At 69.0% G+C, this 13,134-nt stretch carries 12 protein-coding genes; 7 read left to right on the forward strand and 5 right to left on the reverse strand.

Features of this window, described 5'->3' with window-relative positions:
• Positions 1 to 59: 59 nt before the first annotated feature.
• A complete protein-coding gene (locus tag GPX89_RS42800; protein WP_157393516.1) occupies positions 60 to 827 on the reverse strand; it encodes an ABC transporter permease in 768 nt (255 codons plus the stop codon).
• A complete protein-coding gene (locus GPX89_RS42805) occupies positions 824 to 1,777 on the reverse strand; it encodes an ATP-binding cassette domain-containing protein (RefSeq protein WP_157393517.1) in 954 nt (317 codons plus the stop codon). Before GPX89_RS42805 ends, GPX89_RS42800 begins: the two co-directional genes overlap by 4 nt.
• A 135-nt stretch (positions 1,778 to 1,912) precedes the next feature.
• Between GPX89_RS42805 and GPX89_RS42810 the strand changes: the two genes are divergently transcribed.
• A complete protein-coding gene (locus GPX89_RS42810; protein WP_235949368.1) occupies positions 1,913 to 2,641 on the forward strand; it encodes a TetR/AcrR family transcriptional regulator in 729 nt (242 codons plus the stop codon).
• 226 nt (positions 2,642 to 2,867) lie between these two features.
• Positions 2,868 to 3,188 carry a hypothetical protein gene (locus GPX89_RS42815; RefSeq protein WP_157393519.1) on the forward strand — a complete coding sequence of 107 codons (321 nt, stop codon included), beginning with the start codon at positions 2,868 to 2,870 and terminating at the stop codon, positions 3,186 to 3,188.
• On the opposite strand, the gene GPX89_RS42820 is transcribed toward GPX89_RS42815, so the two are convergent.
• Positions 3,136 to 4,371 (reverse strand): MFS transporter, encoded by a 1,236-nt coding sequence (locus GPX89_RS42820; protein WP_157393520.1) that lies wholly within the window; start codon positions 4,369 to 4,371, stop codon positions 3,136 to 3,138. The genes GPX89_RS42815 and GPX89_RS42820 overlap by 53 nt on opposite strands.
• Positions 4,372 to 4,486: 115 nt before the next feature.
• Here GPX89_RS42820 and GPX89_RS42825 point away from each other — a divergent pair, with 115 nt between their 5' ends.
• Positions 4,487 to 5,374 (forward strand): LysR family transcriptional regulator, encoded by an 888-nt coding sequence (locus tag GPX89_RS42825; RefSeq protein ID WP_328602973.1) that lies wholly within the window; start codon positions 4,487 to 4,489, stop codon positions 5,372 to 5,374.
• A 66-nt stretch (positions 5,375 to 5,440) separates the two neighbouring features.
• Positions 5,441 to 6,688: a hypothetical protein gene (locus GPX89_RS42830; RefSeq protein WP_157393521.1), complete on the forward strand. Its 1,248-nt coding sequence runs from the start codon at positions 5,441 to 5,443 to the stop codon at positions 6,686 to 6,688.
• Here GPX89_RS42830 and GPX89_RS42835 read toward each other — a convergent pair.
• Together GPX89_RS42835 and GPX89_RS42840 are read right to left on the reverse strand one after the other, a co-directional pair.
• Positions 6,685 to 8,961 carry a bifunctional serine/threonine-protein kinase/ABC transporter substrate-binding protein gene (locus GPX89_RS42835; RefSeq protein WP_157393522.1) on the reverse strand — a complete coding sequence of 759 codons (2,277 nt, stop codon included), beginning with the start codon at positions 8,959 to 8,961 and terminating at the stop codon, positions 6,685 to 6,687. The two genes, GPX89_RS42830 and GPX89_RS42835, sit on opposite strands and share 4 nt — an antisense overlap.
• Before the next feature lie 67 nt (positions 8,962 to 9,028).
• Positions 9,029 to 9,586: an SUKH-4 family immunity protein gene (locus GPX89_RS42840; protein ID WP_157393523.1), complete on the reverse strand. Its 558-nt coding sequence runs from the start codon at positions 9,584 to 9,586 to the stop codon at positions 9,029 to 9,031.
• Between the two features lie 105 nt (positions 9,587 to 9,691).
• On the opposite strand from GPX89_RS42840, the gene GPX89_RS42845 reads away from it, so the two are divergent.
• From GPX89_RS42845 to GPX89_RS42855, 3 genes are all read left to right on the forward strand, one after another.
• Complete coding sequence (locus GPX89_RS42845) at positions 9,692 to 10,540, forward strand: alpha/beta fold hydrolase (protein ID WP_235949370.1); 849 nt, start codon at positions 9,692 to 9,694, stop codon at positions 10,538 to 10,540.
• 615 nt (positions 10,541 to 11,155) lie between these two features.
• Entirely contained in the window at positions 11,156 to 12,052 is an 897-nt protein-coding gene (locus GPX89_RS42850) for a ParA family protein (RefSeq protein ID WP_328602982.1), read from the forward strand.
• A 131-nt stretch (positions 12,053 to 12,183) separates the two neighbouring features.
• Positions 12,184 to 13,077, forward strand: coding sequence for a segregation and condensation protein A (locus GPX89_RS42855; RefSeq protein WP_407939577.1), 894 nt, complete (start codon positions 12,184 to 12,186; stop codon positions 13,075 to 13,077).
• Positions 13,078 to 13,134 lie beyond the last annotated feature (57 nt).

The following is a 13,134-nucleotide window of genomic DNA, read 5'->3' on the forward strand; positions in this document are numbered from 1 at the left end:
GCGAGAAACCGACACTCGGCACATTCATTCGATAATGCGCATATCGGCGTAGACATATCTCAGGCGTTGGCGCGACGGCGGAACAGCAGGCCCGCGGCGAGGTATCCGGCCAGCGCGATCCCCGCACACCAGGCCAGCGCGGTCGGCGCGGAATCCCCCACCGGAGTGTCCATGAGCAGGCCGCGCACCGTCTCGGCGATCGAGGTGACCGGCTGATGCTCGGCGAAGCCGCGCAGCCAGCTCGGCAGCGTGTGCACCGGAACGAAGGCGCTGCTGACGTAGGGCAGGAACATGAAGAAGAACATGAAGCCGTTGGCCGCCTCCGGATTCGCCACCAGCACACCGGCCGCCGCCGCCAGCCAGGACAGCGCCAGGATGAAGAAGGCGACCATGCCGAGCACGCCCAGCCAGCGCAGCGGGTCCGCGGTCGGGCGGAAGCCGATGGCCACCGCCACCGCGATCACCAGGCCCGTGGTGACCAGATTGCGCAGCAGGTTCTCCAGCACGTGCCCGGTGAGCACCGCGGTCCGCGACACGGCCATGGCCCGGAACCGATCGACGATGCCGTTCTGCAGATCGGTGGCCACCACCACCGCCGTCCCACCCGACCCGAAACCCGCGCACAGCAGGATGATTCCGGGGACCACATAGTTGATGTAGGAGCCGCCGACGTTCATCGCGCCGCCGAAGACGTAGACGAACATGAGCAGAATCGACACCGGAATGACGAAGGTCATGATCATGGTGTCCGGGCTGCGCAGGGTATGGCGCAGATTGCGCCCGACCATCGACACCGAATCCTGGGCGGCATGGGTGAGAGTGCTCATCGCACGGCCTCTTTCGCGGGAGCGCCCGTCAGGGCGAAGAAGACATCATCGAGATCGGGTGTGTGGATGGACAATTGGTCGATGGTGACGGCGTGATCGTCGAAATGGCCGAGCAGGCGGCGGATATCGTCGACGCTGCCGTCCGAGGGCACCTGCAGCGCGAGCTGCTCGGCGTCGAGCTCGGCCCGCGGTAGCGCCCGCGCGGCCGCCACCAGGCCGTCCTCATCGGCGAACTCGATGCGGATGTGGCCACCCGGCACCAGCCGCTTCAGCTCGGCCGCGCTGCCCTCGGCGACGATGCGGCCGCCGTCGAGAACCGCTATGCGGTCGGCCAATTGATCGGCCTCCTCCAGATACTGCGTGGTGAGGAAGATGGTGACGCCGTCGGCGACCAGGCCCCGGATCACCCGCCACAACTCGCGGCGGCTGCGCGGGTCCAGCCCGGTGGTGGGCTCGTCGAGGAACACGATGCTGGGCTGCCCCATCAGGCTCATGGCGATGTCGAGGCGGCGGCGCAGACCACCGGAGTAGTCGCCCGCCCGCTTGCCCGCGATCTCGGTGAGTTCGAACTGCTCGAGCAATCGCGCGGTGCGCCTGCCGGTTTCGCGGGAGCCCAGGTGCAGCAGGCGACCCATGAGCCGCAGATTCTCGGCGCCGGTGAGGATCTCGTCGACCGCGGCGAACTGCCCGGTCACGCCGATGAGCGCGCGCACCGCGTCCGCCTCGCGCACCGGGTCGTGGCCGCCGACCCGCACCGCTCCCCCATCGGGCCGGTTCAGCGTGGTGAGGATGCGGACCATGGTGGTCTTGCCCGCGCCATTGGGCCCGAGCAGGGAGAAGACGGTGCCGGCGGGCACGACCACGTCGATGCCGCGCAGCACCGGCTGGTCGCCGAAGGATTTGGTGAGCCCGCTGACCTCGATGGCGAGGCCGGGGTTGATGGTGGTCATGGGTGCTCCGATTCGACTGAGCAGTATCCGGAGCCTGAGCGGCATCCGAAACTGTTTATGCTCTACTCTGTTTATAGGCTACACAGTTTCGGTGATGGCGCAAGATAGATGTCGGAGTCCACGACAGGAGGTCAGATGAAGCGGCCCGACGAGCGCGTCCTGCCCAAGGCGGTACGGCTGCTGTGGGATCTGGACAGCGCGGGCAGCCGCGGGCCGAAACGTGGGATGAGCCTGGACCAGATCCTCGACACGGCCGTCGCGATCGCCGACGCCGAGGGCTACGCGGCGCTGTCCATGGCCCGGCTCGCCAAGGCGCTCGGCTTCACCACCATGTCGCTCTACCGCTATGTCGACAGCAAGGACACGCTGGTCGAACTGCTGCACGACCGCATCTTCTACACCGAGCCCGACCTACCCGCCGACGACTGGCGGGGCGGGCTGGAGGCCTGGGCCTGGGCCGAGTTCCGCGCCATCCGCGCCCACGACTGGTGGCTCGACATCCCCCTCACCTCGCCCCCGATGGGCCCGAACAATATGACCTGGCTGGAAGCGGGCATGAACGCGATGTCGAGCCTGGACGTGCCCGAACCGCTCAAACTGCAACTGCTGCTGAATCTTTCGATCTACGTCATCGGCCGCGTCCGCTTCCTGCGCGACATCACCCGCAACGACAAGGACGACGACTACACCGAGATCCTCGTCGCGGTGCTCGACCCGCAGCGCTTCCCCTCGGTTACCAGCGCCTTGACCCACCGCGCCTTCGACAGTGACGACATGAATTGGGACGAAGCCGATTTCAGCTTCGCCCTGGCCAGACTGCTGGATGGTTATCAAGTCTTCATCGACGCGCACACCGGCAAGTGATCTGGACCGCACTCGAATCGCACTGCGCCGGAGCGTTATCGGTCGTCGTGTCAAGCGTGCGTAAACATCGTGCTAACCGGGCCGTTTCCGCTTGACCGGGTCCGGGCCCGTCCCGAACATGGCCTCATGAGACCCGCGGGCAGGTGCGGGTTTCGGCTCGCGTGATCGACACGATGAGAGCACGACGCATCGTTGTCATGACAGCGAGAAGGTGAGGAGTTTCATCATGGCCGTTGCCACCTTCCCGCGCGTTTCCCCCGCAGATCGCCCCACGCTGGCGGCCGGGGCCATGGTCCTGGTATTGACCGCGCTGACAGCCGCTTTCGTCTTCGGGGCGATGCCGGCCGTGGCCGGACCGGCCGGGCCCGCGCCCGCGAACCCGGCCCTCGTACATGCCGCCGTACCGGCGACGCCGCACGCCGACACCCCCGCTACGCCGCTGCCCTCCTGTACCGAGATCACCGAGGACAGCGTGAACCCGGCGTGCACCGATGTCAGCGCGGACGCCGTGCCCGGCTCGGACGCGGCGCCGCTCGACCAGCCGTGACCAGCGACGCCACCAGGATCGCGGCGATCACGAAGAGCGCCGTCACACAGGCCACCAGGCCGAGCCAGCCGCCCGCCGCATAGGCGATCCCGGCCGCGCTGCCGACCACCGCGCTGCCCAGGTAGTAGGCGAACATGTACAGAGACGATGCGGCGCCGCGGTTTTCGGCCAGCGTGCCCACCCAGGCACTGGCCACGGTGTGCGCGCCGAAGAACCCGGTGGTGAACAGTAGGACGCCGAGCAGCACGGTGCTCAGGTGGTCGGGGATCGTGATGAGCGCGCCCGCGACCATCAGCGCCAAGGCGGCGACGAGGATGCGGTGGTGGCCGCGGCGGTCGGCGAGCCGACCGGCGTAGGCGGAGGCCGCGGTGCCCGCGAGGTAGAGCACGAACACCGAACCGGCCAGGGCGGCGGGCATGTCGAACGGGCGGTGGGTGAGGCGGTAGCCGAGGAAGTTGTAGACCGACACGAAACTGCCCATCAGCAGGAACGCCAGTCCGAACAGGGCGAGCAGGCCGCGATCGCGCAGCTGGCGGCCGAGATCGCCGAGCAGCGTGCCCAATCCGGCCGGGCGCGGGGTGAATCCGCGCGAGGGCGGCAGGGTCCGGGCGAACCACACCGTGCACAGCGCCGCCGCGATCGACACCGACACCTCCGCCCAGCGCCACGACGCGACGCCCAGCGTGATCGAGGGGATCAATCGGCCCGCCAATCCGCCGATGGTCGTGCCGGCGATGTAGACGCCCATGGCCGCGCCCAGCCCGGCCGCGCCGATCTCCTCCGCCAGATACGCCATGGCCACCGCGGGCACTCCGGCCAGCACGATCCCCTGGACCGCGCGCAGTGCGAGCAGCACGTTCAGGGTCGGGGCCAGCGGCAGCAGCAGACCCAGCGCGGAGGCCGCGATCGCGGATCCGATCATGACCTTCGTCCGGCCGATCCGCGCCGCGAGCACACCCGCCGGAACGATGGCCAGCGCGAGGAAACCGGTGGTCAGCGAGACGGCGAGGGCGGCGTGCGCGGGCGGGACGGCGAAGGCGGCGGACAGGCTCGGCAGCAGCGACTGGGTGCTGTACATGGCGGCGAAGGTGGTGAGACCGGCCGCGAAAAGCGCGATGGTGACCCGCTTCTCGTGGGCGGCCCGCGGTCGCTCGAGCAGGGCCGGGCTCTCCATGCCGGTCATCGGATCCTCCGCAACTCTCGGTGTGCGGGATCCAGGGTGCGACGCTGGCGTTTAGAACGGAAATGCATGATGATCTGATCGCAAATGCAGTAGCCACATAACACGAGGAGGCGGCGTGCTCGGCTCGGATCTGGAGTGGTTCACGACACTCGCCGAAACGGAGAACGTCAGCGCCGCCGCCGACCGGCTGCACCTGGCCCAGCCCACACTGTCGCGCATGCTCGCCCGCCTCGAACACCGGCTCGGGGTCGCGCTGTTCGACCGGCACGGCAAACGCATCCGGCTCAACGACTACGGCCGCCTCTACTACGAGCACGCCCGCCGCGCCCGCGCGGAACTGCACGCCGGTGAGCAGGCCGTCGCCGATCGGCTCAATCCGGCCAAGGGCGTGGTGCGGCTGTCGTTCCTGCACTCCTTCGGCGGCGGGCTCACGCCGCAGCTCATCGGCGAATTCCGGCGCGGCTCCGGCCGCGTCGATTTCACGTTGTTCCAAGGCGCGGCAGAGGTGATCACCCGCCAGGTCCTCGACGGCGAGGCCGATCTGGCGCTGGTCTCCCCGCGGCCCGGCGAGCCCGGACTCGGCTGGCGCACGCTACTGAATCAGCCTGTGGTGCTGGCGGTTCCGGGCGATCACCGGCTGGCCGGGCAGCGGCAGATCCGGCTGACGGAGCTCGGCGACGCCGAATTCATAACCATGCATCCGGGATTCGGCATGCGCCGCATCTTCGACGAGCTGTGCGCCGCGGCGGGCATTCGTCCGCGCATCGCCTTCGAATCCAGTGATCTGGTGACGGTCCGCGGTCTGGTGGCGGCCGGGCTCGGCATCGGGCTGGTGCCCTTGGAGGAACCCGCGCCGCCGGGCGTCGCGCTGGTGCCGCTCGCCGACGCGGGCGCCTCCCGTGACGTCGGGCTGATCTGGTCGGCCACCGCCACCCCCTCCGAGGCGGTGCGGCGCTTCCGCGATTTCGCGGGCGAGTGGGCGGCCCGCCGCCACACCCGTTGAGGCGGCGCGCTGTTACGGTGGCTGGACGGTAACTGATCTTGTCGCTTCGACCTCTGGGAGCCGTCCGTGCAGCGGTATCGTGCGGCCCTCGACACGGCGGGCGGATGCGCCGCCGCCGCGGTCGCGGGCCTGGCGCTGATCGTGCCCGTCGACAGCGGGTGCGGCGGCGGACCCTCCGCGCTGCAAGTGGAACTGCTGTCCATCACCGTGCCCCGCGCGACCGCGGCGGGCGCGATCGTGGCGGTGCTGGCCGCGGTCTGCGTATCCATGTTCGGCAGTCGGGCCGCCTGGGGCACCGCCACGGTCGCCGCACTCGTGCTCGCCACCGACCACCTGCTGGTGACATCGACCTCGACGAGCCTGGCCACCGCCAACTTCATCGATTCGCTGTCGGCGGGAGTGCTGCTCGGCGCGGCGGGCGCGGCCGCGCTCGAAAATCGCCCGTCGGCAATCGGATACGTGCTCGGGGCGCTCACCGGCCTGGCCGTCGGTGATCACGTCGAGACCTTCGCGGCCGAATACGGCGGCCGCTCGCTGCTCGAACGCGCCTTCCTCGACCTGCCGCCGACTTGGCTCACCGGCGCGACGGTGGTGTTGCTGGCAGGCTGCTTCCTGACCCGCCATCGCCGGGTCGTGAACTACCCGACCACCCTGGAACTGCCGTTCGGTCCGGTACTCGCCGCGGCCGTGGTGATCACGACCATCACCGTGGTGCCGGAACGGCTCGCGTCCTCGACGGGCAGCCCGGTCGCCATCGCCGTCAGTGTGCTGGTCACCGTCGCGGTCTCGATGCTCGCCGCACTGCTGTTGCCGGGCCGCGACGGCACCCTCACGCTGCTCGCGGTGGCACTCGCGGGCACCGGCAGCGCCATCGCCCTTGCCGCCCAGGCACATTGGAAAATCGCTCCGATGCTGCTGGCCATCGTGGCCGGTTTGGCGGCCGGTCTGCTGCGCCCCGCCCCGCTCGCCGCCGGGACGGCCATTCTCGCCGTCGCGGTATTCGCGCTGCTCGGTCCCGTTGCACCGCGCGATGATTCGTGGATCACGCTGGTCGGCAGCTGCGCTATCGCCGCCGTCTCCGGCTACTGTTTCGGCTCGGCGCCCACCCGCTCGGCCGCGGGCACCGTGTTGCCGCTGGGCATCCTGCTGCTGCCCTCGGCGGTGCTCACCCTCGAATACCACAGCTGCACAACCGCATCGACGCACACCGTCGCCGACGACCACCGTCCCGCCCTGACCGCGCTGGCCGTCGTCGTCGGCTGCCTGCTCGCGATCGTCGCGCTGCGCCGGTGGCGGCCCGAGCCCGCGGCCTAGGAGACCCGATACAGCCAGACCCGCGGATCGGCGGGCTCACCGGCGGCGGTCCAGGAGTAGGAGTGCGCGATGCCGTCGGCGTGATACTTGTGCAGGTAGTCGCGCAGATCGGTGCGCTGAGTATGTCCGGAGACGATGCCGCGCAACACGATCGCGGTGAGGTCGTAGGACTCGACGGCGAACTTGTCGGCGTCCTGACCGGCCGCGGCCTTGTAGTCGGCGAGGAACCGGTCGGTCGCGGGTCCGCACGAGCACTCCACGAGGACGCCCGGGCCCGCCGGCCCGGCGTCGGCGCGGAAGGCCCGCTCGTAGTCGCCGTCGGCGAGGACGAAAGGTGCTGTGACACTGGCGCTTCGGAGTTTCGTCAGCAGGTCGGCGGCCTGTACCGGGTAGCCCGCGAAGAACACCGCATCCGGATGCGCGGACGCGACCGTCTGGGCGACCGCGGCGGGACCACCGGCCGTATCGATATTGAGCTGGCACTCGGGCAGCGCGGCGCGGCCCAGCCCGTCGGCGACCGCGGGGGTCAGGGAGTCCTCGTAGCTGTTCTCGTTGTCGCGCACCACGCAGACGCGGGCGTAACCGGCGGTTGTCGCCAAGTAGCGGCCCAGAGCCGGGCCCTGCACGTTGTCGTTCGTCACGCCGCGGAAGAAACCGGACCAACCCTGCTGTGCCAGTATCGGATTCGACGCCACCGGGCTGAGGAACGGCAGGCCCGCGTCGTCCAGGGTCTGGCCGGCCGAGATCACCTCCGGGGACAGGGTGGGGCCGATCACCGCCGCGACGGACTTGTCGGCGGCGATCTTCCGCGCGATCTGCACCGCGGCCGCCGGGTCGCCGCCGGTGTCGAACCTCTGGACGGTCACCTTGCAGCTGTGCCCGCCGCCCTCCCCGACGAACTGGGACGCCGCGAGATTCACGCCGCCCAGTACCGCCTCGCCCAAGGTGGCGTTGTCGCCGGTGCGCGGCGCCATCACCGCGATGGACGTCGCCGGGCACGGCAGCCGGCCGTCATTGACCGGATCCTCCACCGAGACCGGCGGGTTCACGTGTCTGCCCTGTGCGTCGATCTGCATGAACGGGCCGAATCCGGGCAGGACCGCGACCTGCGGGCCGTCGAACCCGGCCACCGGGACCGCCTTGGGATCGGAGACGGAATCGCGTGCCGCCCAGATGATTCCGCCGGTGACGGCGAGCACCACCGCCACCGTCGCGGCGCCGGCGGCCACCCAGCGGCCCTGGTGGCGGGTGGGCGGCGTCGCGCGTACCGGTGAGATATCGGTGTCGGTCTCGGTGAGGTCCCCGGGCGCGGGCAGGGTCGCCACCGCGGCGTGCGCGGCGACCGATTCGCGGACGGGTCCGGCGGCGACCGGCTGCACGCGCGTCGCGTCCGGCGCGCCGATGCTCGCCTCCGGGAACGGCAGCAGCGTGGTGTCGGAGACCTCCGTCAACGCGTGCGCGGCGGCCTCGGCGAAGGCCCGGCACGACTCGAATCGGGCCTCGGGCCGTTTGGACAGGGCGCGGGCGACCACCGCGTCGAGCGTGGCGGGCAGTTCCGGGCGGCGGTCGCTCAGCTTGGGCGCCGGATGCCGCAGGTGGCCCGCGATGACCGCGGCCACGGTCTCCGCCTGGAACGGCGTCGAACCGGTGAGCAGCCGAAACAGTGTGCACGCCAGCGAGTATTGATCCGAGCGCTCGTCGAGCGCGGCGCCGGACAGCTGTTCGGGTGAGGCATAGGTGATGGTGGCGGCCAGCATGCCGCTGCGGGTGATCTGCGCGGAATCGTCGCGCAGTCGTCCGATACCGAAGTCCGTCAACAGGATTCGCTGGTCCTGACCGGTCGACGGCCGGGTCAGCAGGATGTTGGCGGGCTTCACATCGCGGTGGATCACGCCCGTGGAGTGGGCGTAGTCCAGCGCCTTGGCGGTCTCGGCGATGATGTGCACCGCATCCACCGGCGAGAGGGTGAACGGGTCCAGCGACGCGGCGTCGCCGCCGTCCACGTACTGCATGGCGATCCACAGTCGCCCGTCCTCGACGCCGCGGTCGTGCACGGTCACGATATTCGGGTGGTCCAGCCGGGCGATCAGCTCGGCTTCCCGCTCGAAGCGGGCGCGAGTCTCCTGCTGCGAGGCCAACTCCCGAGCCAGCAGCTTGATCGCCACCAGCCGCGGCAGTCGAGGATGCCGGGCGAGATAGACCTCCCCCATCCCGCCCCCGCCGAGCCGCCGTTCGATCACATATCCCGCGAATTCCTCGCCCGCACGCACCATTCGGCCCCTCGCACAACAAAAACCCTTCGAACCCTACCGTTTCCGGCCCCCATTCCGCGCCCCCGCCTCATCCGAGGTGCTCGGCGACCATGCGCAACACCATCTCCCAGGTCGGTTCGCCGGGCTCGAACTCGGAATCGGGATCGGCGGGATCGAAGGCGGCCGGGTCGGCGGACAGCATGAGCGCGCGCAGCCGGTCCTCGGCTCCCGGTGCGTAGCTGTCGTCGGGGCCGAGGATCTCGAAATCGTAGTTCGGGCGCTCGATGTCGAGCAGGTGCAGGAAGTGCGCGAACGCTGCCAGGTCGGTGTTCAAGCGGGCGGGAATGCCGCCGTCCGGGATGCTGAAGACCGAGCCGTCGGAGATGTCCAGGTACACGGGGTCGTTGGAGATCGCGCCGAGCAGGGCCCAGCGGGCGAAATCGATGTCGGACTCCGGGAAAGCCTCGGCCAGATCATCGTTCGCACAGTCGAGCCGTCCCGCCCGGAGTTCGTCGTGGACGTCCAGCCACATCGAGTCGGGGATGCCGACCTCTCGCAGGAATTCCCTCGTGGGGGTGTGTCGGATGAGTTCGAGCGACTCGTCGGGCAGCGTGAGGCGAGAAACGGTGACCAACTCCTTGTGCATGGTGCGTGCAAATTGTTTACCGTGGGCTGCGCAGACTATCGCGGACGTCCGGGAGGGCAGGTGTGGATGTCGACTTCGAGGGTCGCCGACTGGCAGCGATCCGGCATGCTCGAAACCATTGGCGGACACCGCATCTTCGTGCGCGAACGCGACGGTGACCCCGACCTGCCGCCGGTGCTGTTCCTGCACGGCTACCCGTCGAGCTCCTACGACTGGCGCGACGCCTTCGACCTCATCGACGGCCATCGGCTCCTCGTCTTCGATTTCCTCGGCTACGGCCTGTCCGACAAACCACGGAATCAGCTGTACTCCTTGCGGATTCAAGCCGACATCGCCGAGCAGGTGGCGCGGCGCTACGCGGGCGAACCACTCGTCATGGTCTCCCACGACATGGGCAGCTCTGTCGCGACCGAACTCCTGGCCCGCGACCTCGACGGCACCCTGTCCTTCCCTCTGAAGTCGGCCCTGCTGTTCAACGCGAGCCTGGTCCGCGAACAAGCCAGCCTCCTACTCGGCCAGAAACTCCTGCTGAGCCGCCTCGGCCCCCTGGTCGCCCGCCTGACCAACACGACGTCCTTCCGCCACTCCTTCAGCCGCATCTTCTCCCCCTCACACCCCCTGACCGCCGACGAACTGGCCGACCAGTGGTCGCTGCTGACCTACAACGACGGCCACCGCATGCTCGACAAACTCATCCACTACAACCACGAACGCGTCACCCCACCCACCTCCGACCGCTGGCACAACGCCTTACGCGCCTGGCCCGGCCACCTGGAACTCGCCTGGGCCACCCAAGACCCGATCTGCACCGAAGCCGTCCTACAAGCCGTCCTCACCCTCCGCCCGACCGCCACACTGACCCGCCTCCCGAACCTGGGCCACTACCCCCACCTAGAAGACCCCAACCGCACCTACACCCTGATCCAACGCCACGCCGCACCCGAATACCCCTGACCTGCACAACGGTTGAGGGCAACGCCAGCCGCCTCACCCAGCCGGTTTACGCCGGAGCGCCGCCTGTGGCGTCATTCGGGGCAGGCTGGCTTCTGGGCATGGCGTCCGGCACGGGAAGTCCGGGGGCCTGACGACCACCAGCTTGGGCAGTGCGCACGAGCGCGGCGAACAACGCGCCGACCAACCCAACGCCTTTGGACACCTTGCTCCCCTCGACAGTCACCCTGGCTTGCGCCGGAGTGTATCCGTGCGGGCATCGAGGTCACCGGATGGCGATCCGAGTGGCTGTGAATCCGGCGCGATTGCGACAGATTCGGGCGTATCTCCTCTGATCTGCTGGGAACATGCGAGGAAGGCCGTAACCTGCTGTCCCACAACGTGAGAGCATTCTCGCCTGGTCAGGAGGCTGGGCGGGGGTGGTCTACCATCCCTGAAGTGCAGGTTTAGGGTGCGTGTCCGAGCGTTGGTCTTACGGGAACAGGCGGTAGCGTCTAAGAGGGACCGGTCCGCACACGCGGCCGGGCGCGTCGTTCACGGCAGGTCGGTGGGCGAGGTAAGGGCAGGAACGTCGAAGGAGCAGCGGACGTGACGACTACCGGTGGTGCGGGCCAGCGGATCGAAACCGCCGCGCAAACGCTGTGGGAGGCACCCGATGTGGTGCACGACGCGAAGCAGGTCGGACCCACCGGGCGGCCGCTGCGGGAGATTCCGCTGCCGCCGGAACCCGATCACACCGCGCCGGCGCTGATCGTCGCCATGTGTAATCAGAAGGGCGGGGTCGGCAAGACCACCTCGACCATCAATCTCGGTGCGGCGCTGGCGGAGTACGGGCGCAAGGTGCTGCTGGTGGACCTGGACCCGCAGGGCGCGCTCTCGGCGGGTCTCGGTGTGGCGCACCACGATCTGGACGTCACCGTGCACAACCTGCTGGTCGGGCCGGGCAAGGTCAATGTCGACGACGTGCTGATGAACACCAAGGTCGACGGCATGGACTTGCTGCCGTCGAACATCGACCTCTCGGCCGCGGAGATCCAGCTCGTCAACGAGGTCGGCCGCGAGCAGACCCTCGGCCGCGCCCTCGCGCCGCTGCGCAACCGCTACGACTACATCCTCATCGACTGCCAGCCCTCGCTCGGCCTGCTCACCGTGAACGCGCTGGCCTGCGCCGACGGCGTCATCATTCCAATGGAGTGCGAGTACTTCTCGCTGCGCGGCCTGGCCCTGCTCAACGACACCGTGGAGAAGGTGCGGGACCGGCTGAACCCCGCCCTGGTGCTGTACGGCATCGTGGTCACCATGTTCGATGCCCGCCTATTGCATTCGCGTCAGGTCATGACGCGCGTGGTCGAGGTGTTCGGCGACCTCGTGTACGACACGGTCATCTCGCGGACCGTCCGCTTCCCCGACGCCAGCGTCGCCGGTGAGCCGATCACCACCTGGGCCCCGAAATCCGGTGGCGCGGAAGCCTATCGGGCCATGGCCCGGGAAGTCATTCAACGGTCGGGCCGTTGAGCGATTCTTTCGACACGGCGTCCGAGCACGATCCGGCGGACGCGGATACGACGCTGCCCGGGGAGGGCGGCGTGCTCGCGGACATCAGCGGTTCCGCCGACGCGCTCGGCGATGACGGCGTGCTCGGCGATATCACCGAGTCCGGCACCGTCGCGCCGGAGACCGTCCCGGAAGACGCCGCAGCATCGGACAATCCGAACTCTCCGGGCAAATTTCACCTGAAGCTGGCCAACTTCGAGGGCCCGTTCGACCTGCTGCTGCAGCTCATCAGCTCGCGCCGGCTCGACGTCACCGAGATCGCGCTGCACAAGGTGACCGACGAATTCATCGCCCACACCAAGGCGCTGACCGCCATGCTCTCCGAAGAGAAGGGCCTGCGCGCCGACAAAGTCCTGGACCAGACCACCGAATTCCTGCTCATCGCCGCCACCCTGCTGGATCTGAAGGCGGCCCGGTTGCTGCCCTCGGGCGAGGTCTCCGACGAGGAGGACCTCGAACTGCTCGAGGCCCGCGACCTGCTCTTCGCCCGCCTGCTGCAGTACCGCGCGTTCAAGCAGGTGGCCGAACTGCTCGGCGAGCTGGAGGCGGCGGCGCTGCAACGCTATCCGCGCGCCGTCTCGCTCGAGGACCGGTATCTGGCGCTGTTGCCGGAGGTTACGCTGGGGGTGGACGCCGCGGGATTCGCCGAGGTCGCCGCCACCGTGTTCCGACCGCGACCGAAACCGAGGGTGGGCCTGGATCACATCCACGCCCACGCCATTTCGATCGCCGAGCAGGCCGCCCTGGTCCTGGAAATGCTGAAAAGCCGTGGCGCGGGCGGCTGGACGACCTTCCACGAACTCTGCGCCGACTGCGAGCACCCGATCCAGATCGTGGCCCGCTTCCTCGCGCTGCTCGAGCTCTTCCGAGGCAAGACCATCGAGTTCGACCAGCCCGACCCCCTGGGCCCGCTGTCCATCAGCTGGATCGGCGAGCTCGAAGACCAACCCGCCCAACCGGTGACGATAGAAGAGGACTACGGGTGACCGAGGTGCACAACCTGGGAGACGACGTGCAGGACCCGGCCGCCGACAACCAGGCCG

This window comes from Nocardia terrae (assembly GCF_009760405.1).
Lineage (GTDB): Bacteria > Actinomycetota > Actinomycetes > Mycobacteriales > Mycobacteriaceae > Nocardia > Nocardia terrae.

Bases quoted from the DNA above. Each gene is read 5' to 3' on its own strand.
- GPX89_RS42815 (WP_157393519.1), top strand. From the start codon at position 2,868: ATGGCCGTTGCCACCTTCCCGCGCGTTTCCCCCGCAGATCGCCCCACG.
- GPX89_RS42810 (WP_235949368.1), top strand. From the start codon at position 1,913: ATGAAGCGGCCCGACGAGCGCGTCCTGCCCAAGGCGGTACGGCTGCTG.
- GPX89_RS42845 (WP_235949370.1), top strand. From the start codon at position 9,692: ATGCTCGAAACCATTGGCGGACACCGCATCTTCGTGCGCGAACGCGAC.
- GPX89_RS42820 (WP_157393520.1), bottom strand. From the start codon at position 4,371: ATGACCGGCATGGAGAGCCCGGCCCTGCTCGAGCGACCGCGGGCCGCC.
- GPX89_RS42800 (WP_157393516.1), bottom strand. From the start codon at position 827: ATGAGCACTCTCACCCATGCCGCCCAGGATTCGGTGTCGATGGTCGGG.
- GPX89_RS42805 (WP_157393517.1), bottom strand. From the start codon at position 1,777: ATGACCACCATCAACCCCGGCCTCGCCATCGAGGTCAGCGGGCTCACC.
- GPX89_RS42835 (WP_157393522.1), bottom strand. From the start codon at position 8,961: ATGGTGCGTGCGGGCGAGGAATTCGCGGGATATGTGATCGAACGGCGG.
- GPX89_RS42840 (WP_157393523.1), bottom strand. From the start codon at position 9,586: ATGCACAAGGAGTTGGTCACCGTTTCTCGCCTCACGCTGCCCGACGAG.